General features: G+C 72.0%; 18 protein-coding genes. 8 read left to right on the forward strand and 10 right to left on the reverse strand.

Annotated elements, in window-relative coordinates; all coding sequences use genetic code 11:
* Positions 1 to 133 precede the first annotated feature (133 nt).
* Positions 134 to 559 (reverse strand): pyridoxamine 5'-phosphate oxidase family protein, encoded by a 426-nt coding sequence (locus ABT127_RS38050; protein WP_351460746.1) that lies wholly within the window; start codon positions 557 to 559, stop codon positions 134 to 136.
* 333 nt (positions 560 to 892) lie between these two features.
* Here ABT127_RS38050 and ABT127_RS38055 point away from each other — a divergent pair, with 333 nt between their 5' ends.
* Positions 893 to 1,672 carry an isocitrate lyase/PEP mutase family protein gene (locus tag ABT127_RS38055; protein WP_351460748.1) on the forward strand — a complete coding sequence of 260 codons (780 nt, stop codon included), beginning with the start codon at positions 893 to 895 and terminating at the stop codon, positions 1,670 to 1,672.
* A 46-nt stretch (positions 1,673 to 1,718) separates the two neighbouring features.
* On the opposite strand, the gene ABT127_RS38060 is transcribed toward ABT127_RS38055, so the two are convergent.
* Both ABT127_RS38060 and ABT127_RS38065 read right to left on the reverse strand, forming a co-directional pair.
* Complete coding sequence (locus ABT127_RS38060) at positions 1,719 to 2,918, reverse strand: amidohydrolase (RefSeq protein WP_351460750.1); 1,200 nt, start codon at positions 2,916 to 2,918, stop codon at positions 1,719 to 1,721.
* 45 nt (positions 2,919 to 2,963) lie between these two features.
* The gene (locus tag ABT127_RS38065) at positions 2,964 to 4,406 is read right to left on the reverse strand and encodes an MFS transporter (protein ID WP_351460752.1); all 1,443 of its coding nucleotides are present in this window, start codon (positions 4,404 to 4,406) and stop codon (positions 2,964 to 2,966) included.
* Positions 4,407 to 4,562: 156 nt separating this feature from the next.
* On the opposite strand from ABT127_RS38065, the gene ABT127_RS38070 reads away from it, so the two are divergent.
* On the forward strand, positions 4,563 to 5,558 hold the full coding sequence (locus tag ABT127_RS38070) for an Lrp/AsnC family transcriptional regulator (protein ID WP_351460754.1): 996 nt from the start codon (positions 4,563 to 4,565) through the stop codon (positions 5,556 to 5,558).
* A gap of 51 nt (positions 5,559 to 5,609) precedes the next feature.
* Here the strand turns inward: ABT127_RS38070 and ABT127_RS38075 are convergent, their stop codons facing one another.
* Positions 5,610 to 6,131, reverse strand: a complete 522-nt coding sequence (locus ABT127_RS38075) for an EF-hand domain-containing protein (RefSeq protein ID WP_351460756.1) — start codon at positions 6,129 to 6,131, stop codon at positions 5,610 to 5,612.
* Positions 6,132 to 6,439: 308 nt separating this feature from the next.
* Here ABT127_RS38075 and ABT127_RS38080 point away from each other — a divergent pair, with 308 nt between their 5' ends.
* Genes ABT127_RS38080 through ABT127_RS38090 form a run of 3 tightly spaced genes read left to right on the forward strand, consistent with a single transcriptional unit; the run spans position 6,440 to position 9,254 of the window.
* Positions 6,440 to 7,216, forward strand: coding sequence for a (5-formylfuran-3-yl)methyl phosphate synthase (locus ABT127_RS38080; RefSeq protein WP_351460758.1), 777 nt, complete (start codon positions 6,440 to 6,442; stop codon positions 7,214 to 7,216).
* A 14-nt stretch (positions 7,217 to 7,230) separates the two neighbouring features.
* Positions 7,231 to 8,334, forward strand: coding sequence for an NAD(P)-dependent alcohol dehydrogenase (locus ABT127_RS38085; protein WP_351460806.1), 1,104 nt, complete (start codon positions 7,231 to 7,233; stop codon positions 8,332 to 8,334).
* Complete coding sequence (locus ABT127_RS38090; RefSeq protein ID WP_351460761.1) at positions 8,331 to 9,254, forward strand: class I SAM-dependent methyltransferase; 924 nt, start codon at positions 8,331 to 8,333, stop codon at positions 9,252 to 9,254. The genes ABT127_RS38085 and ABT127_RS38090 overlap by 4 nt, the downstream gene beginning before the upstream one ends.
* A 34-nt stretch (positions 9,255 to 9,288) precedes the next feature.
* On the opposite strand, the gene ABT127_RS38095 is transcribed toward ABT127_RS38090, so the two are convergent.
* The 3 genes from ABT127_RS38095 to ABT127_RS38105 form a co-directional block, all read right to left on the reverse strand.
* Positions 9,289 to 10,617, reverse strand: coding sequence for an MFS transporter (locus tag ABT127_RS38095; RefSeq protein ID WP_351460764.1), 1,329 nt, complete (start codon positions 10,615 to 10,617; stop codon positions 9,289 to 9,291).
* Between the two features lie 124 nt (positions 10,618 to 10,741).
* Complete coding sequence (locus ABT127_RS38100; RefSeq protein ID WP_351460767.1) at positions 10,742 to 12,526, reverse strand: sulfatase; 1,785 nt, start codon at positions 12,524 to 12,526, stop codon at positions 10,742 to 10,744.
* On the reverse strand, positions 12,523 to 13,146 hold the full coding sequence (locus ABT127_RS38105; RefSeq protein ID WP_351460769.1) for a PadR family transcriptional regulator: 624 nt from the start codon (positions 13,144 to 13,146) through the stop codon (positions 12,523 to 12,525). The genes ABT127_RS38100 and ABT127_RS38105 overlap by 4 nt, the downstream gene beginning before the upstream one ends.
* Before the next feature lie 110 nt (positions 13,147 to 13,256).
* On the opposite strand from ABT127_RS38105, the gene ABT127_RS38110 reads away from it, so the two are divergent.
* Together ABT127_RS38110 and thpR are read left to right on the forward strand one after the other, a co-directional pair.
* A complete protein-coding gene (locus tag ABT127_RS38110; RefSeq protein WP_502971849.1) occupies positions 13,257 to 14,273 on the forward strand; it encodes a formylglycine-generating enzyme family protein in 1,017 nt (338 codons plus the stop codon).
* 15 nt (positions 14,274 to 14,288) lie between these two features.
* Entirely contained in the window at positions 14,289 to 14,939 is a 651-nt protein-coding gene (gene thpR, locus ABT127_RS38115; RefSeq protein ID WP_351460773.1) for an RNA 2',3'-cyclic phosphodiesterase, read from the forward strand.
* 61 nt (positions 14,940 to 15,000) lie between these two features.
* On the opposite strand, the gene ABT127_RS38120 is transcribed toward thpR, so the two are convergent.
* Together ABT127_RS38120 and ABT127_RS38125 are read right to left on the reverse strand one after the other, a co-directional pair.
* On the reverse strand, positions 15,001 to 15,567 hold the full coding sequence (locus tag ABT127_RS38120; protein WP_351460776.1) for a GNAT family N-acetyltransferase: 567 nt from the start codon (positions 15,565 to 15,567) through the stop codon (positions 15,001 to 15,003).
* A 71-nt stretch (positions 15,568 to 15,638) separates the two neighbouring features.
* Positions 15,639 to 16,154, reverse strand: a complete 516-nt coding sequence (locus ABT127_RS38125; protein WP_351460779.1) for a hypothetical protein — start codon at positions 16,152 to 16,154, stop codon at positions 15,639 to 15,641.
* Positions 16,155 to 16,295: 141 nt separating this feature from the next.
* Here ABT127_RS38125 and ABT127_RS38130 point away from each other — a divergent pair, with 141 nt between their 5' ends.
* On the forward strand, positions 16,296 to 17,165 hold the full coding sequence (locus ABT127_RS38130) for an ATP-grasp domain-containing protein (RefSeq protein ID WP_351460782.1): 870 nt from the start codon (positions 16,296 to 16,298) through the stop codon (positions 17,163 to 17,165).
* A gap of 88 nt (positions 17,166 to 17,253) precedes the next feature.
* Here ABT127_RS38130 and ABT127_RS38135 read toward each other — a convergent pair whose 3' ends face one another.
* Complete coding sequence (locus ABT127_RS38135) at positions 17,254 to 18,063, reverse strand: SAM-dependent methyltransferase (RefSeq protein ID WP_351460785.1); 810 nt, start codon at positions 18,061 to 18,063, stop codon at positions 17,254 to 17,256.
* Positions 18,064 to 18,194 lie beyond the last annotated feature (131 nt).

An 18,194-nucleotide genomic window follows, 5' to 3' on the forward strand; every position in this document is an offset into this window, starting at 1 on the left:
CCCACGCCCCCGCCCGGCCCGGGAGTTCCGCCGTGCCCCCGGCCGCGCCGCCCCCCCCGGCGGGCCGGGCGCCCGCGGCCCCGCCGCCCCCCCCCCCACGGAGCGGTGCCCTCGCGCCCCTGCCCCGCAGAGATCAGACGTTGCCGAGATCGGAGGAGACCCAGTGCTCGGGGCGGACCGTGATGATGACCGCTTCGCCGTGGTTCGCCTCGGCGAACTCGACGTAGCCCTCGACCTTCTCGGAGGGCAGATAGCGCGAGGCCATCTCGGTCAGATGCGCACGGACGGCGGGGACCGTGGAGATCACCGGGCCCTCGACGGACACGTAACGGACGGTCGGCTCGAGGCGGTCGACCATGAGCGTGAACCGGCCGGCCTTCTCGATGAGTTCATGCTTGCGTGAGCCCTTGCCGGTGTGGATCCAGATGTCGCCGCCCGGCGCGTACTGGTACCAGATCGGCACGGTCAGCGGCGCCCTTCCCTCGCCTGCGTCGACGGCCAGGGCCGCGACGTGCGGCTCGGCGAGGAACTGCTCGCGCTCTTCGCGGGTGAGGGCCATGGAACTGCTCCTTCGGAGGTGGGTGCCACTGCGGTCACGTCGTCAGGCGGTTCGGTCCGGCACCCCGCACAAGGCTCCGGGCGACGGTCCTATTCCGCGCCGCGACCGCTTTGCTCCAAACATCCTGCACGTCCCACTCGTCCGGCGTGTGCGTCGACGTGTCCGCCGTGCGGGTGCCGACCTCGGAGTCGTCTCCGGCACCGCCCCGCCCCACTCGTCCTACTCTTCCCTCCAGGCCTCCCGCGAGGGGCTCCGCCGCCCGCCGCGAGATCTCCGCACCCGGAGACCACGACCCGCCCCGTCTCCGGAGCCGTACGACAGAAGGGTCCGACCGTGAGCTTCGCCGACCTGCACCGTCCGGGTGAGGTGCCGTTCCTGCTGCCCAACGCCTGGGACGTGCCCTCCGCCCTCGCCTTCGCCGACGCCGGCTTCCCCGCCGTGGGCACCACCAGCTTCGGGGTCGCCGCCACCGCCGGGCGCCCTGACGGCGGCCGCGCCAGCCGCGAGGCGACCGTGACGCTCGTACGAGCCCTGGCGGGGCTGCCGGTGTACGTCAGTGCCGACGTCGAGGACGGCTACGCCGACGACGCCGAGCAGGTCGCGGAGTATGTCGCCGCCCTGGGAGCCGACGGGATCAACATCGAGGACAGCACCGACGAGCGCCTGGTCCACCCCGCCGCCCACGCCGCGAAGATCACGGCCGTCAAGCGCCGCAGTCCCGACGTGTTCGTCAACGCCCGCGTCGACACCTACTGGCTCGGCCAGGACGCCGACCTCGAGTCGACCCTGGAACGCGCCCGGCAGTACGTCCGGGCGGGCGCCGACGGCGTCTTCGTACCCGGCGCGACGGACCCCGCCGACCTGGCCGCGCTCGCCGAGGCCGTCCCGCTCCCCCTGAACGTCCTGGTCGTGCCCGGTGTGACGCTCCCCGAGCTCGCACGCATCGGGGTGCGCCGCGTCTCCACCGGGTCCCTGCCGTACCGCGCGGCCGTCCAGGCGGCCACCCTCGCCGCCACCAGTGTCCGCGACGGCCGGCCCCTGCCCGACGCCGCCGCCTACCCCGTGCTGCAGAAGCGGCTGACCGACTACGCGGCAGCACCGGGCCGGGGCTGATCGGGTCGCGGGTCGCGGTGAGCGCGTGCTCGTGCGCCGGGAGCGGCTATGCGGCGGGCGTCGCGTGCGCGGCGTTCCGGCGGTCGGCGAGCCGGGCCAGCAGGGAGGCGCGGTGGCCCTCGTCCGTGGCCAGGGCGATGGCCGTCCAGGCCATGGCCAGGCCGCCGTCGAGCACGGCACGGTCGGCTCCGGCGCTGGTGCCGTACCGGGTGAACTCGGGATTGTGCATGATCGTGTCACCGCAGTCGTAGCCGATGGACGGGTGGATGGTGGGGACCACGTGGGAGACGTTCCCCATGTCGGTCGATCCTGCGCGCATCGTGTCCGGGCTGTCGGGAATGCGGCGCCCGAGATCGGTGACGGCCCTGCGGTAGAGGTCGGTGATGGCGAGGTCCTGGCGCAGGTCGGCGTAGTCGTTGCCGACGGCCTCCAGGGCGAGTTCGGCACCGGTGGCGAGCGCGCCCGCCTCGAAACAGGCCCGGACCCTGGACTGCAGTTCCGCCAGGTCCTCGGCCGTGGCGGCGCGGCAGTCGTAGTCCGCGGTCGCGCGCGCGGGGATGACGTTCGGCGCCTCGCCACCCCTGGTGACGACGCCGTGCACGACGCCGTCGGGGATCATCTGCTGGCGGTACGCGCTGATCGCCACCTGGGCGACGAGCATGGCGTCCGCCGCGTTGATCCCGCGGTGCGGCATGGCGGCGGCGTGCGCGGCGCGGCCCGTGTAGCTCACCTTCCAGCTGCCGATCGCGAGGGACGTCATGCCGACGCCGTCCGCAGGTGCGGCGTGGACCATCATGGCGGCGGCCACGTCGTCGAAGGCTCCCCGGTCGAGGAGGTCGACCTTGCCTCCGCCGTACTCCTCGGCCGGGGTGCCGAGGAGCTTGACGGTGAGGCCGAGGTCGTCGGCGAGCGGCGCGAGGGCCAGGGCGGCGGTGACCGCGGCGGCGCCGTTGACGTTGTGCCCGCAGGCGTGGCCGATGCCGGGAAGCGCGTCGTACTCGGCGGTGACGGCGACGACCAGATCGCCGCTGCCCGCGACGGCTTCGAAGGCCGTGTCGAGGCCGTGGACGCCCCGCCGGACGCCGAAGCCGGCACGCTCCACCAGATCGGCGATCTTCCGGGCCGACTTGTGTTCCTCGTAGGCGAGTTCGGGTTCGGCGTGGAGGCTGTGGCTGAGGGCGATCACCTCGTCCTGGCGCCGGGTGACGACGGCGCGGGCGTGTTCGCGGGGATCGTTCTGGCTCATTTCTGTTCCTTCTTCGCGCGATGTCGGTCGGTGCGGACGCTGGGGTCAGACGGAGCGGGCGGTGGAGCGGTAGAAGAGCGCGACCGCCGCACCCGCGAGCGCCGTCGCGGCGCACACGCTCCAGCAGGTCGCGTAGGCGGTGAACCGTGGCAGGACGGAGCCGGCGGGGGTGCTGGCGGCGGTGACGGCGAGCACGCATGCCGCGCCGAGCGAGCCGCCGACGTTGATGAGCAGTTCGTTGATGCCGGAACCGACGGCGGTCTGCTCCCGCGGGACCGACTCGACGGCGAGCGTGCGGGTGGCCTGCTGGAGCACGCCGGCTCCGAGGCCCGCCACGGCCTGACAGACCAGGTACGGGGCGACGGAGCTGTGGAGGGCGAGCGTGAGCAGGTATCCCGCCGCCATCAGGAGGGATCCGGTGACGAGTGTGGCGCGGTCGCCGATCCGCTTGGCCAGCCCGGGCGCGAGGAGCGCGGCGATGCCGGTCGCGGCCATCGACGGGATCATCGCGAAGGCGATCTGCAACGGCGACAGGCCGAGCCCGTAGCCGACGCTCTCCTTCGGCGTGCCCATGAAGACGGCGCCCGCCACCTGGAGGCCGATCATGCAGAACGAGAAGGTGGTGGTGACCACTGCGACGACGGACACGTTGCGGCGGCGGAACAGCCGTACGTCGATCATCGGGTCCGGGGAGCGCAGTTCCACCAGGGCCCACACGGCGGTCACGAGGGCGCCGCCGACCAGGCAGGCGAGGGTCCGCGGTGAGGTCCACGCCCAGCCCGGCATGCCGCCCTGCCCGAGACCGAGCATGATCGCGACGAGGCCGACGCACAGCAGCACGCCGCCGCTCACGTCGAGGCGCCCGCCCGGGCGCTCCGTCGTCTCGGGCAGCAGCGGCCAGGTCACCAGGAACGCGACGCCGACGGCCGCCGTCGGCACCCACAGCGCCGCCGTCGGTGTGTCGACGTAGTGGGCGACGAGGCCGCTGGCGACGCCGCCGACGCAGATGCCGCCGACGAGCGCGGCCACCATCGTGCCGATGGCGTTCCTGCTCCGCGCGGCGTCGCCGCGGTTGCGCAGGATGCCGACCAGCAGGGGGAAGAAGCCCGCGAAGGCTCCTTGGAGAACCTGGCCGACCAGCAGGGTCCGGAACGAACCGGCGAGGCCGACGGTGACGGATCCCGCGAGGACGACGGCGATGTTCCACCGCAGGACGCGGCGGTGTCCGTGGAGGTCGCCGAGCCGGGAGAGCAGCGGTGTGAAGGCGACGCTCGCCATCAGGTTGGCGATGCTGATCCAGTTCAGGTCTGCCGCGGTGACGTGCAGGACGTCGGTCAGGCTGCGCAGTACCGGCGCCAGGAAACCCTGGGTGATGCCGCTGGAAAGCTCGACGAGCACGATCGAGACCACGAGCGCCGCGGCGGACACGGGCACGGGGCGGTTCCGCGGGGTGGTGCTGGGCGACGGTCTGGTGACTGCCTCAGGCATGGGCGGTACCTCTGCTGACGGCCGAAGGTCGGCTGGTGGATGCTGTCCGGTAATCTGCGGTCCACCCTCGGATCCCGGCAAGATCCGCCCCTGAGAAAGCCTGATCCAGGCATACGGATGCCCTGGATGGCGCTTTCGGGCAGGAGAGAGACAGAGATGGCGGAAAACGATCCCTCCGAGCAGTCGTCTTTCGACGGCCCGGACCTGGCGATCCTGCAGTACCTCGCCCAGCGTCCCCGCGCCTCGTTCGCCGACGCCGGCGAGCAGGTGGGCCTGCACGAGCGGACGGTGGCCCGGCGCCTCGAACGGATGCTGCGGACGGGACGGGTGCGGTTCATCGCAGCGCTGGTGGGCGAACACCTCGGCGAGGGGCTGGTCGTCGAACTGGCCGTGCGGTGCGCTCCGGGACGGCTGGAGGAGGTGGCCCGCGCGATCGCCGCCCGGCCGGACGCCCGCTCGGTCGAGGTGGCCACGGGCGATCTGGTGGTCCTCGCGGAGCTGGAGGTCGCCGACGAGGCCGAGTTGCTCGATCTCGTCGACCGGACCATCGGCGGCATGCCGGGCGTGCTCGACATCCACTCCGCGCTGGTGCTGCGGCTGCTCCTCACCGCGGTCGACTGGACGCCGTACGTGGCCGAGCCGACGCACATGCGCCGGCTGGCGATGGACGGGCTACGGCCGCCGCCCCCGCTTCCCGTCGACGACATCGACCGGGAGCTGGTGAACCTGCTGGCCGAGGACGCCCGTATGCCGATGACCGGCCTGGCGCACCGGCTGAACCTCGGCGAGTCCACCGTACGGCGCCGGCTCAACCGGCTCATGGCCTCGCACGTGTTCCAGCTGCGCCTGTTCGCGGAGCCGAGCGTTCTCGGTCATCCGGTGGAGGCGCGCTTCCGGCTCCGCGTCGAACACGCGCATCTCGACACCGCGCTGCGCCGTCTCGCCCGCGAGCCCTCGATCCGGCATCTCGTCGTCACCACGGGAAGCAACAACGTCCTCGGCTACAGCAGCCACGCCACGACAGCGGACATGGACGCGTTCCACGCCCGGACGTTCTCCGGACTGGACGGTGTGCGGGAGGTCCGGACGGCCCTTCTGATGCGTACGTACAAACGGGCGGGCCGCCCTGTCCGCGGGCCCTTCGGCCGGTGACGGGCAGCTTGCCGGGGCCCGTTCGTACGAGCGGGCCCCGGCCGGGTCGGATCAGGCTGCCAGCAGGTCCGCCGGAACGCCGCCCTTGTCGGGTGCGTAGTAGTTCTTGATCTCGGCCTCCCAGACGTCCACCCGGATCCGGTCGGCGGCATCGGGGGCGAACGCGGTGAACAGCGCCTCGATGTTGGGCAGTTCGAAGCCGACGCCTCTCATCATGCCGATGAAGACGGGGCGGGTGACGGTGCCGCTGCCGTCCACGTCACCGAAGCGTGCGAAGCCGGCCGCGAACGCGTCGACGGCCCCGCTGAAGCGTTCCGGCGACAGGACGCATGCCTGGAACTCCTCGTAGGTGATCCGGCCGTCGCGATCGACGTCGAGTTCACGGGCCAGCGTCTCCCAGTAGCTCCGGAAACCCGCACGCATGGCGCGGGTGTGCGCCTCATCGGCTTCGGGCACCGCCGCGGCTACCCGGTCGCTCATGAGCGTGAAGTCGTCGGCTTCCAGCACCCCGTTGCCGTCGGCGTCGAACAGGGTGAAGACCAATTTCACACGTGTGACCGCTTCGGAGCGCATGCGTGTCCACCTTCCGTGAGGCCAGGAGACGGCCTGAGTGCCGACCGAGCAGCAACTATGCGGGCCTGCGCCCCCGGCGTCCCGGGAAGGGTGGCCGCTCAACAGAACGAGTGAAGATGGCGCCGCGCCGGCATGAACGGGAGGGGGAGCCGGTTGAACCGGCGCGCACGGCTCACTCGTCCCGTGGCTTGCACCTCCCTCGCCTTTCTCGCGCCCTACCCGTGGTCGCGGACGGCCGCTGATGATGAACGGACCGCAAGAGACGTCATCGCGTTCGCACACCCTGCCTGCCGCACGGGCTCGGGGTCATGTGCGGAAAGGAGCACACGTTGTTACTTCTGATCTCCCCGGACAGCGTCGAAGAGGCCGTCGAGTGTGCGAAGGCCGCGGAACATCTCGACATCGTGGATGTGAAGAGGCCCGCCGAGGGCTCGCTCGGCGCGAACTTCCCGTGGGTCATCAGGGAGATCCGGGACGCGGTCCCCGCCGCCAAGCCCGTGTCCGCCACCGTGGGGGACGTGCCGTACAAGCCCGGCACGGTGGCCCAGGCGGCCCTCGGCGCCGCCGTCTCCGGAGCCACCTACATCAAGGTCGGGCTCTACGGATGCATCACGCCCGAGCAGGCCGTCGAGGTCATGCACGGTGTCGTGCGGGCGGTGAAGGAGTACAGACCGGACGCCTTCGTCGTCGCGTCGGGCTACGCCGACGCCCACCGGATCGGCTGCGTCAATCCGCTCTCCCTGCCCGACATCGCCCTGCGTTCGGGCTCCGACGCGGCCATGCTCGACACCGCGATCAAGGACGGGACACGCCTCTTCGACCACGTGCCGCCGGACGTCTGCGGGGAGTTCGTGCGACGGGCCCACGAGGCCGGGCTCCTCGCCGCCCTCGCGGGCAGTGTGCGGGTGGGCGACCTCCCTGCGCTGACCCGCATCGGCACGGACATCGTGGGCGTGCGCGGGGCGGTCTGCGAGGGCGGCGACCGCGACGCCGGCCGGATCGACCGGCGGTTGATCGCCGCCTTCCGCGCGGAGATGGACCGGCACGCACGGGACCACGCGGCCGCCGCCATCGCCGCGGGCTGACCGCCGACATGTCGATGACGTTCGACGCGGCGGTACTGCGCTCCCCCGGGAGCCGGTTCGCCGTCGAGAAGGTGCTGCTGCACACGGGGCCGGCCGACGACGAGATCCTGGTGCGGATCGCGGGGTGCGGGATGTGCCGTACCGATCTCGCGGTCCGGAGCTCGGCAGGCCGCTCGCCGCTGCCGGCGGTCCTCGGTCACGAGGGTGCCGGGATCGTGGTCGAGACGGGCGGGCCACGCACCGGCCTGGACAAGGGGGACCATGTCGTCCTGAGCTTCGACTCCTGCGGCCACTGCCGGAACTGCCGGAACGCCTCCCCCGCCCACTGCGACTCCTTCGCCGCGCTCAACCTGTTCGGAGGGCGCAAGGAGAACGCCGCGAGGTTCACCGACGCGGCGGGGAAGGCGCTGGCCCCGCGCTGGTTCGGCCAGTCGTCGTTCGCCGAGTACGCGGTGGTCCCGGCCCGCAACGCCGTACGGGTCGACCCCGGCCTGCCCGTCGAGCTGCTCGGCCCCCTCGGCTGCGGGTTCCTCACCGGCGCCGGAGCGGTCCTCAACTCCTTCGGGGCCGGGCCCGGCGAGACCCTGGCCGTCTTCGGTGCGGGAGCGGTCGGCCTCGCGGCGGTCATGGCCGCCACTGCCTCGGGCGCGGTGACCGTGGCCGTCGACCGGCACCCCGAACGGCTCGTCCTCGCAGAACGCTACGGCGCGACACCACTGCCCGCCGCGACATCCGGCCTGTCCGCCCACATCCGGCAACTGACCGACGGTGGGGCGCACTTCGCACTGGACACCACGGCCTCCCCCGCACTGATCAACGACGCGCTCCGGTCCCTGCGCCCGACCGGCCGCCTCGGCCTGGTGGCGCGGCTGCACACCGCCCTGCCGATCGAGCCGGGGTCGCTGGACCGCGGCAGAAGCATCTCCCACATCTGCGAAGGGGACGCGGTGCCGGGCCTGCTGATTCCGCGGCTGATCGCCCTGTGGCAGGCGGGCCGGTTCCCCTTCGACGAGCTGATACGCACGTATCCCCTCGCCGACATCAACGAAGCCGAGCGCGACTGCGAAGCGGGCCGCGTCGTCAAACCGGTCGTCGTCCCGCAGGAGCGGAGCCGATGAGCACAGCATCCGTCAACGGAGGACATGTGGTCGCAACCACCCATCACGGCACCGGAGTCGAGGAGGGCGTAGGGACGACCGCGCTCCTGGTCGCGGCCGCACGGGCCATCGAGACCCACCGCCCCGACTCCCTCGCCCAGGATCCCTTCGCGGAACACTTCGTGCGCGCCGCCCCGGCGTCCGCAGGGTGGCCGACCCGCTTGCACCAGGTGCCAAACGGCGACGCGAACCCGCTGTGGGGGCGTTTCGCGCGCTACTTCGGCCTGCGGACGAGGGTCCTCGACGACTTCCTCCTCCAGTCGGTGCGGACGGCGGGCGCACGCCAGGTCGTCCTGCTCGGCGCGGGACTCGACGCGCGTGCCTTCCGGCTCGACTGGCCCCCTGGCAGCATCGTCTTCGAGATCGACAGGACCGAGGTGCTGGCGTTCAAGCACAAGGTGCTCGACGGCCTGTCGGCCACCGCCAAAGCGGCGCGCCTACCGGTCCCGGTCGATCTCCGCGCCGACTGGGTGGCGGCACTCGCCGACTCCGGCTTCGACCGTTCCGCGCCGAGTGTCTGGCTGGCCGAAGGACTGCTGTTCTACCTCCCCGCCGCCGCCGAGGCGTCCCTCGTCGCCGCGGTGGACCGGCTCAGTGCGCCCGGCAGCGCTCTGGCGTACGAGGTCAAACTCGAGCCGGACCTGATGGCCTATCGCGACAGCCCGCTCTACACCTCGACACACCAGCAGATCGGCATCGACCTGCTCGACCTGTTCGCGAAGGAGCCGAGACCCGACTCCGCGGGTGCCCTGACGAAAGGGGGCTGGTCCGCATCGGTGCACATGCCCTTCGAGTTCACCCACCGGCACGGACGCGGCCCCCTGCCCGAGGAGAACGACGCCCTGGCGGGCAACCGGTGGGTGTTCGCGCACAAGCCATGAGCACGGCTTCCGGGATGCTCCGGCTGCCCGCGGCCTACACCTCCCCGTCCCGTACTCGTGCCACGTCGCGCGGGTAGGTGCGGTGGAGCAGCCCGCAGAAGGCCGCGTTGAGCAGCATCAGGATCACCAGCACCCACAGGAAGACCGTCTGGAGCCCCAGCGCGTCGCCCAGAGCCCCGGCGCCGAGGTTGAACAGGGCGTAGGCGAGCGCCTCGGCGACGGAGATGAGGACGGCGAAGGCCGGGCCGCGCAGGTCGGGCGGGGTGACGGCCATGACGATGGGCCGGTTGACACCGGGGTTGGCCCCCTGCACGGCCGCCATCAGTCCGAAGAACAGCAGGTACGCGCCGATGCCGGGCCAGGCGAACTGTGTCCCGAGGAAGGCGAGTCCCGCGTAGAGGAGTTGGAGCGCCTGGAGGAGCCAGACGCGCCCGTGCTCGGGGCTCGCGCGGTGGACCCGGTCGGTGACGAGGCCGCCGGCCACGCTGCCGAGCAGGTATCCGATGCCGCTGGGTATCGCGACGAGCGCGGCCGTCGCGGTGCTGAAACCGCGCTCGGTCAGGAAGACGATGGCGAAGGTGGCGACCAGCAGGTGTCCGCTGAGCAGCCGTTGGACCACCATGAGGCCGAAGGTGCGGATGCCGAAGAGGCGGCGCAGGGTCTGCCGGGAGAACGCCCCCGCGGTGTCACGGGCGGCGGGCGCCGTCGTTTCGCTCGCGCCGGCGCCCGGGTCCCGGAAGAGGAACAGCACCAGCAGGGCCGCCAGCACGCACAGCGCGCCCACCACGTAGAAGCCGGTGCGCCAGCCGCCGGGGGCCTCGGCGAGCTGCGCCATGAGCGGGCCGATGACCGCGCCGAGCAGGGTCACCCCGCCGTACATCGCGCCGATCGCCCGGCCCCGGGACCCCTCGTCGAAGAGATCGGCGACGATGTCGTGGACGATGGGCTGGCCCGCGGCCGCCCCCACGGCGGCCAGCAGATAGCAGGTGAGCAGCTGCGGGAAGCCCTGGCTCAGCCCGCAGGCGGCGAGCCACACGCCCATCCACAGGCCCGTGCCGACGAGGACGCTCCTGCGGCCGGCGCGCCGCGCGGCGGCGACCCACAGCGGGCCGAACACGGCGCCGACCACCCGGCTCAGCGCCTGGAGCAGGCCCAGGTGGCTCAAGGACATGCCGAGGGGCTGGCGCATCGCGGCGAAGAGGGTGCTGACGATGGACGACTCGCTGTTGTCGGTCAGCACCGTCGGGGAGAGGACGGACAACTGCCGCCAGCGGCCGGGGACGTGCCGTCCGGCGGCGGGGCCCGCCGGCGCGGCGTCGGGACCGGAGCCGACCAGGGAGACGGAAGGGGACTTTTCGGGCATGGCGAACTCACCTCTGCCGCGCGGCGGCGTGACGGGGAGGACAGGGAGGGAGGGGAGGGAGGGGAGGGCGGGGAGGGCGGGGAGGAGACGAACGGGGTGGAGGGGCGCCTGCCGGCAGAAGGGCTCAGGAGGCGGGGGGCACCTGAGCCAGGTCGGCGTGCAGGGCGTGCAGCAGGGTGCGGTCGACGGCCGGTGTCATCGCGGCGAGTTGCAGCGGGCTCATCGCGCCGACCATCGCAAGGAGGCCGGGGTGCGCGAGCATCGGCAGGTGCCGCCGCAGGACGTCCGCGGCGCCCGGCGCCTCGACGATGCGGTGCAGCGGGGTGGTGACCGACAGCTCCGCCGCGGGGAACTCCTCCGCCGAGGGCAGGGGTGCGCTGGAGCGCTCGACCTGCTCGCGCTGGGCCCGTAGCAGCAGGTGTTCCCCGGTGACCGGGCCCTCGGCGGGCAGGCCGAGGCGCTCGTACTGCCCGGCGGGGGCGTCGCAGGCCCGCATCCGCTCCACCAGGAGCGTGGCCATGCGCAGCTCCAACGCCTCGTCGAGGAGCGGGTGTTCCTGGTCGGGGTCGATGGCGAGGTCGTAGAGGCGGGTGCCGAGGTTGTAGGGGTTGCCGACGGCGAAGCCCGGCAGGCTGAGGACGGGGACTCCCTTGGTGAAGGGGAGCGGGCCTTCGAGGGTCGCGTCGCGCAGCTCGCCCGGGGAGAAGCGGCTGTCCATGTGGGTGGGCATGAGCGTGTACTCGCGCAGCGGCTGGTTGTCGGGCCGGACGGATGCCCGCATGTACACGTAGCGGCCGTCGGTGACGTTGACGTGGGCGCCGTAGGAGCCGAAGAGACCGGCCTCGCGGACGGGACGGTCGTCGGCGGTCGTGTCGCCGAGCGGGACGCCGAGCATGTCGGGGGTGCGCTCGAGGCCGAAGAAGTCCAGCAGGGTGGGGCCGATGTCGATGGTCTGGACGAGGGCGGAGCGGCGGCCGGTGGCGCGGGTGCGCGGGTCCCAGACGAAGAGCGGGGTGTGGATGTTCTCGTCGAACCAGGGCTGGACGTTCTTGCCCCACCAGCCGTGTTCGCCGAGCAGGAAGCCGTGGTCGGTGCAGACGATCAGGAGCGTGTCGTCCCACAGGCCGTGGGCGTCGAAGGCGTCCAGGACCCGGCCGAGCGAGGTGTCGCACATGGTGAGCAGGGCGGCGTACTCGTGGCGGGCGTGGGCGACGGTCCGCTCGTCCTCGGTGACGCGCTTGTAGTCGGGCCAGTCGAAGTGCGGGCCGTCGTAGGCCGCGTCGCGGGCGGCGTAGTGCTTCTTGTGCTCGGCGTAGGAGAAGAACGGCTCGTGCGGGTCGAAGGTCTCGATCTGCACGAACCAGCGGTCCTCGTCCCGGTTGGTGGCGATGAACTCAAGGCCGGCGTCGAAGGTGAGGTTCTGCGGGTGGTCGGCGGGGTCGGCGAGGTGCCGGCGGTTGACCCAGTCCTGCCGCCAGATCCGGCCGCGGCGCAGGGTGTGCGTCGGCGGGATGTCCGGGTCGGCGACCTGGCCCTTCCACTTGTCGCCCTCCTGGCCGCGGAAGAACTCGAAGGAGTTGTAGCGCTGGTGGTAGGTGGCGCCGCCGTCCTCCCAGTAGTGCTGGTGGTCGGTGACGAGGTGGGTGTAGACGCCGTCCTCCGAGAGCATCTGCGGCACGGAGTCGTCGAAGGGCTCCAGCGGCCCCCAGGAGCGGTGCAGGAAGTTCGGGCGGCCGGTGTGCATCTCGCGGCGCGCCGGCATGCAGGGCATGGAGCCGCCGTAGCACTGGTCGAAGACGGCGGTGTGCTCGGCCAGCCGCTGGAAGTTGGGGGCGTGGGTCCAGTCGCAGCCGTAGGGCGGGAGCATCTTCCGGTTGAGGCTGTCGAACATGACCATGACGGCTTTCACGCGGGATCTCCCTCATGGCCGGGGCGGGCCTCGCCCTCGCTGTGGACGTCGTGTCCGGTGTCGCCGTGGTCCGCGAGCACGCGGCGGGTGTGTTCCAGCCAGGCGATCCAGGCGTCGATCTGCCGGACGCCCTCCAGGTGCAGCAGCTCGTTCAGCAGCCGGGCGCGGGGCGCGTCGATCTCGGGCAGGGCCTCGTCCAGGCGAAGGGTGCGGTCCCGTCCCCGGGAGTGCGCGACCTGGGCGCGGCGGTGGGCGAGTTCGGTGTCGATGAGTTGCAACGGCAGGTCCGCGTCGAGCATCCCGGCGAACAGGAGGCGGGCGACGAACTCGGGGTCCTGGAAGCGGCTCGGCGGTTCGTACGGGGAGTGGGCCCAGTCGATCAGCGCCTCACGGCCGGCCTCGGTGAGCCGGTAGACCTTGGCGTCGGGGGCGCCGTCCCGGGCGTCCGCCTCCCAGGTGATCCACCCCTGGTCCGTCATGCGGCCGAGCAGCCGGTAGACCTGGCTCTGGTGGACGCCGGAGCGCAGGAAGCGCCCCTCTCGCTCCAGCCATCGCCGCAGGTCGTAACCGCTCTGCGGCCGCATGGCGAGCACACCGAGCAGCACGTGCTCGAATTTCACGCGACTCCCCCACTCCTGACGCGTCGGCCTCGACGGCCTTGACGCGGCGCTTCCCTAGGTGCAGATTCACCTAGGTGCATAGTGTTATAGGTGGAAGGCGCGACACGTCAATGGATACGACCGCCGGAAATTCGGCGCCCTGCTGCACGGGCCCACGTCCGACCGGCGCGCCCCCGCCGATGAGGACCGCCCGCCCGGCCGCCCGGGAACTGCGACCGCTCCCGCACGAGCAGCGGACGCTGGCCGGTGGCACCTTCGCCATGGGCGACGCCTTCGCCGAGGGCTACCCGGCCGACGGCGAACTCCCGGTCCACGACGTCACGTTGTCCCCGTTCGCCATCGACGCGACCACCGTGACCAACGCACACTTCGCCCGGTTCGCCCGTGCCACCGGGCACGTGACGGATGCCGAACGCGCCGGGTCGTCGGCGGTCTTCCACGCCTACGCACTCGCCGGGCCGGCCGATGTCCTGGGCCGTTCCCCGTCCGCCCCCTGGTGGCTGGAGGTCCGCGGTGCCGACTGGCGCCGCCCGTACGGCCCGCTCAGCGGCGTCGACGGCCTCGACGACCACCCCGTCGTCCACGTCAGCCTCCGCGACGCCCTCGCCTACTGCGCGTGGACCGGCCGCGCCCTGCCCACGGAGGCGCAGTGGGAGTACGCGGCCCGTGGCGGCCTGCACGGCGCGCGCTACGCCTGGGGCGACGAGCTGACCCCCGGCGGCGAGCACCACTGCCATGTCTTCCAGGGCACCTTCCCCTCCGCCCCCACCGGCGCCGACGGCTGGTTCGCCACCGCGCCGGTCCGTGCCTTCCCGCCCAACGGATTCGGCCTGTACGACATGGCGGGCAACGTCTGGGAGTGGTGCGCCGACGGCTTCGACCCCACCTGGTACGCCCGCTCCCCGCGCCGGGACCCCCACTGCCCGGCACCGGACACCCCGGACGCCCGGCACGTCCTGCGCGGCGGCTCGTACCTCTGCCACCCCTCCTACTGCAACCGCTACCGCGTCTCGGCCCGCACCGCCACCACCGCCGACTCCTTCAGCGGCAACTGCGGCTTCCGCACGACGAGCCGGGCTCACTCATCCGCAGAGAGGCCTCCGGACTGCGCCCCCGCGGACGCATGAGGTAAGAACACATCCGTGACCGAACCACCCCAGACCACCACTCAGCACGCGTTCATCGCCCTCGCGCCGCCGGACGACGCGAAGAACGAGCTGGCGCACGCGCTGAGCCCGGCCTACGCCGCCCACCCCGACCTGCGCTGGAACCGCATCGAGGACTGGCACATCACCCTGGCCTTCCTGGGCGAGCTGCCGGTGCGGACCGTCCAGCGGCTTCGTTCACCCCTCGCCGACCTGGCGGCCGTCCGCCCCTCCCTCGAACTGGCGCTCATCGGTGGCGGACACTTCGACGAGCGGGTGCTGTGGAGCGGCATCGAGGGCGATCTGGACGGACTGCACGAGCTGGCCGAAGCGGTACGGGAACGGGTCAGGGACTGCGGCGTCGACTTTGCCGAACGTCCGTTGCGTCCCCACCTCACGCTGGCCCGCGCCCGCCGCTACGACAACGCGTCCGTGACGGCGGCGGCCGCCTGCCTCGACGGATTCACCGGACGCCTTTGGCGCACCGAACGCCTTCACCTGGTCGGCAGCACGACGCGAGGACACGCAGGTCCGCGGCGCTATCAGGACATCGACGCATGGCCCCTGGCCGCTGGGCGGGAGCATCCCGGTCCGAAGCCGCCACAGACTGCTGTACTCGAGCACCAGGACGGCTCGGCCCCGCGATGATGCCGGCTCGGAGCGCCGGTCGAGGAGTCGTGGGTCAGTTGAAAGCTGCTGTGAGAGAGCCTCAGGCACCCCTGCGGCGTATGTGCAGATGGCCCTCGCGGGGGAACGACGGCGGCGCCGCGGGCAGGACTCTGTCGAGGCCGTACCGGCTCTTGTGCGCCACGCGGCACGAGGCCGGGTTGTCCACCTGGTGCAGGAGTTCCAGATGCTCCAGCGCATCGGCCTCCAGGACGTCGAAGGCCCAGTCGGTAAGAGCCTCGACCGCGCGCGGCGCCACACCCCGCCCGCGCGCATGTGCCGCGGTCCAGTAACCCACCTCGGCCGACGGTTTCCCGGGGGCCACCTCCTTGAGAACGGCATGGCCCGCCAACTGCCCGTGGGGCACGTCGGGTTGTGCTTCAAGAATCGCGAACCCGAACCGGTCCTGCGCCGCCCAGCCTCGCTGCTGGCCGCGCACCCACTCCATCGCATCGCCCTCGTTCTCCACAGCCGAGCCGGTCCAGTGGCGCAGGACGGGATCCCGGAACACGTCGACGAGGGCAGCAACGTCGTCCGTGCGCCAGGGGCGAAGGACGAGGGCGGGAGCGGTTGGCGTGGCGCCTGAATGCAGGGTGACGGTGTCGTTCACCAGCCGATCGTATGCGGCAACGCTCGTGCGCGCCGCCCCCTCGCATGCCCCGCCCCCCATGCCTCAGGACTTCAGTCGAGGTGCTCCACGGCCGTCAGGTGGTACGTGGTGTCCAGCCAGAAACCCTGGCCGGTGTCGGCCTTGATCTCCAGGACGTACTGGCCGGGTACGAGCGGCTCCACCGCGCCCCACAGGCCCCAGGCGTGACGTCGGGTGAACCCGGTGCGGAAGGAGCCCGAGAACTGCGACAGGACCAGCTCCACCCCGTTCAGGTGAGCGGTCGCCTCGGCCACCGGCATGGTCAGCGGCGTCGCCGAATGGCTGTGCGTGTGCTGGATGTTGATCACCGGGAAGAAGAGCGGGCGCCCCGCAGGTATCTCGCAGGTGCGCACCACCTTGCCGCCGTACGTCCCCGCCAGGAACCACAGGTCGCGCGGCTGCTTCCACCCGGCGTGCTCACCGGTCTTGTCCCGCACGGGACTGAGTTCCTTCGGAGCCGACAGCGCCCACTTCCACCAGCGACCCGCCAGTTTCCCGCCGTCGTCGTCCGTCAGTTGCCACGTCGTCCCGGCCGGTGCCTCGGTCATCGTTTCCCCACCCTCGCACGAGGGCCCCGACCTCCGGGGCCCTTGATCATGGGCGGACTTTACCCGGGCCCCGGCGAGCCGGTGCGTCAGGCCTCACGTGCTGTCCCACCAGGACGGGGCCTCCCCCGCTACGGTGTGCCGGTGCCGACTCCCCTGTTGCTCTGCGCCGACCCACTGCGACCCACCCGCTGCGATCCGCACTTCGCGGCGCAGGCCGCCGTCGCGCGCACACTCGGGGCGGGTGTGGCCCTCGTCGATCACGACGCCCTGCTGGCGGGACGTGCCGGGGAGGCGGTACGACGCGTTCCGCAGGGGCTCGGTCCGCTCTGGTACCGCGGGTGGATGATGACGGCCGAGGTCTACGCGGACCTCGGCGCCGCACTGGAGGAGCGCGGCGCCCGTTTGTGCACCACGGCCGCGATGTACCGCTCGGCACACGAACTTCCCTCCTGGTACGAGACGTTCACCGACGTCACTCCGGCCAGCGCCTTCATGCCCTGCCGCCCCGGTCTCCCGCCCACGGCCGCGCAGCTGGCGGATCTGGCCTCGGCCCTGCCTCCCGGGCCGGGCGTCGTGAAGGACTTCGTCAAGTCCCGCAAGGACGACTGGGACGGGGCGTGCCACCTCCCCGATCTCGCCGACACCGCGGCCGTGCACCGGGTCGTGAGCCGCTTCGTCGCGCTCCAGGAGGAGTTCCTCACGGGCGGCGTCGTGCTGCGCGCCTTCGAGTCGTTCGACCGTGCGGCGGGCGAGGCTCGCGTGTGGTGGCTGGACGGGGAGCCCCTCGCGATCACGGCACACCCCGACACCCCCGGACTCCTGCCGCGCCCCGACCTGACGGAGATCCAGCCGCTCGTACGCCGGCTGGGCTGCCGTTTCGTCACCACCGACGTCGCTCGCCGGACGGACGGTGCCTGGCGGGTGGTCGAGGTGGGCGACGGCCAGGTCAGCGACCTGCCGTCCGGCATCGACCCGGCCGCGGTTCTGGCCCCGCTGATCCGTCGAAGCTGATGTGCCCCGCCGGTGGCAGGCGGGGCACATGCAGACTTCACACACAGGGACGTACGCGTTCCGGCTCGGCGCCGCAACGGCCAGGGCCTCAACTCTTGCGGGCCACACCGCAGTACGCGACCTCCACGGCCTCTTCCGCGGGCTGCATGTCGTCGGGGCGCCAGGCCGACGTGGCGACGACGCCGGGGGCCACGGTCTCGAGACCGGTGAAGTAGGAGGCGATCTCTTCCGGCGAGCGCAGGTGGTAGGTGTTGGCCGACTGCGCGTTGTAGGCGGTCACGGCCGTGTTCAGCGCGTCGTTGGTGTTGATCCCGTCGCTCAGGGCCACGTAGCTTCCGGCGGGCAGCGCCTCCAGGTAGGTGGCGACCAGTTCCCGGGGGTGGTCGGCGTCCGACAGCTGCCCCATGATGCCGAGCAGAGTCAGGGCGACCGGCTGGCTGAAGTCCAGGGTGTCCGCCGCCTCGGCCAGGATGCGTTCCGGGTTCCGGACGTCCTCCGATATGTACGCGCACGCCCCCTCCGGGCTGCTCGTCAGCAGGGCACGGGCGTGGGCGAGGACGAGCGGGTCGTTGTCGACGTAGACGATCCTGCTGTCCGGCGCGATGCGCTGGGCCACCTCGTGGGTGTTGTCGGCGGTGGGCAGCCCGGTGCCGATGTCGAGGAACTGCCTGATGCCGGCCTCGGCCGTGAGGAAGCGCACGGCACGCGTGAGGAAGGCGCGCTGCAGCCGGGCCACGGCCGCGAATTCCGGGAAGGTCGACAGAATGGCATCGCCGACCTCACTGTCTACGGGGTAGTTGTCCTTGCCGCCCAGCAGGTAGTTCCAGACACGGGCCGAGTGCGGGCGGTCCGTCTGCAGCCTGCTCTTCACATCAGCGTTCACATCATCCATGGGCATAGCTTCACACGGCGCAAGGGGTGGCAAGGTCAACTCGGATGCGACAGACCTCTTTTCACGCTCCGTGGACAGGGCCGGCCCCCTCGCCGGAGCGGCAGGAGGCCGCCTGTTCCCGGCACTCCTGCCACCCC

The organism is Streptomyces sp. NPDC001904, from assembly GCF_040297005.1.
Classification (GTDB): Bacteria; Actinomycetota; Actinomycetes; order Streptomycetales; family Streptomycetaceae; genus Streptomyces.

Bases quoted from the DNA above. Each gene is read 5' to 3' on its own strand.
- ABT127_RS38050 (WP_351460746.1), bottom strand. From the start codon at position 559: ATGGCCCTCACCCGCGAAGAGCGCGAGCAGTTCCTCGCCGAGCCGCAC.
- ABT127_RS38060 (WP_351460750.1), bottom strand. From the start codon at position 2,918: ATGAGCCAGAACGATCCCCGCGAACACGCCCGCGCCGTCGTCACCCGG.
- ABT127_RS38065 (WP_351460752.1), bottom strand. From the start codon at position 4,406: ATGCCTGAGGCAGTCACCAGACCGTCGCCCAGCACCACCCCGCGGAAC.
- ABT127_RS38070 (WP_351460754.1), top strand. From the start codon at position 4,563: ATGGCGGAAAACGATCCCTCCGAGCAGTCGTCTTTCGACGGCCCGGAC.
- ABT127_RS38075 (WP_351460756.1), bottom strand. From the start codon at position 6,131: ATGCGCTCCGAAGCGGTCACACGTGTGAAATTGGTCTTCACCCTGTTC.
- ABT127_RS38080 (WP_351460758.1), top strand. From the start codon at position 6,440: ATGTGCGGAAAGGAGCACACGTTGTTACTTCTGATCTCCCCGGACAGC.
- ABT127_RS38085 (WP_351460806.1), top strand. From the start codon at position 7,231: ATGACGTTCGACGCGGCGGTACTGCGCTCCCCCGGGAGCCGGTTCGCC.
- ABT127_RS38090 (WP_351460761.1), top strand. From the start codon at position 8,331: ATGAGCACAGCATCCGTCAACGGAGGACATGTGGTCGCAACCACCCAT.
- ABT127_RS38095 (WP_351460764.1), bottom strand. From the start codon at position 10,617: ATGCCCGAAAAGTCCCCTTCCGTCTCCCTGGTCGGCTCCGGTCCCGAC.
- ABT127_RS38110 (WP_502971849.1), top strand. From the start codon at position 13,257: ATGGATACGACCGCCGGAAATTCGGCGCCCTGCTGCACGGGCCCACGT.
- ABT127_RS38125 (WP_351460779.1), bottom strand. From the start codon at position 16,154: ATGACCGAGGCACCGGCCGGGACGACGTGGCAACTGACGGACGACGAC.
- ABT127_RS38135 (WP_351460785.1), bottom strand. From the start codon at position 18,063: ATGCCCATGGATGATGTGAACGCTGATGTGAAGAGCAGGCTGCAGACG.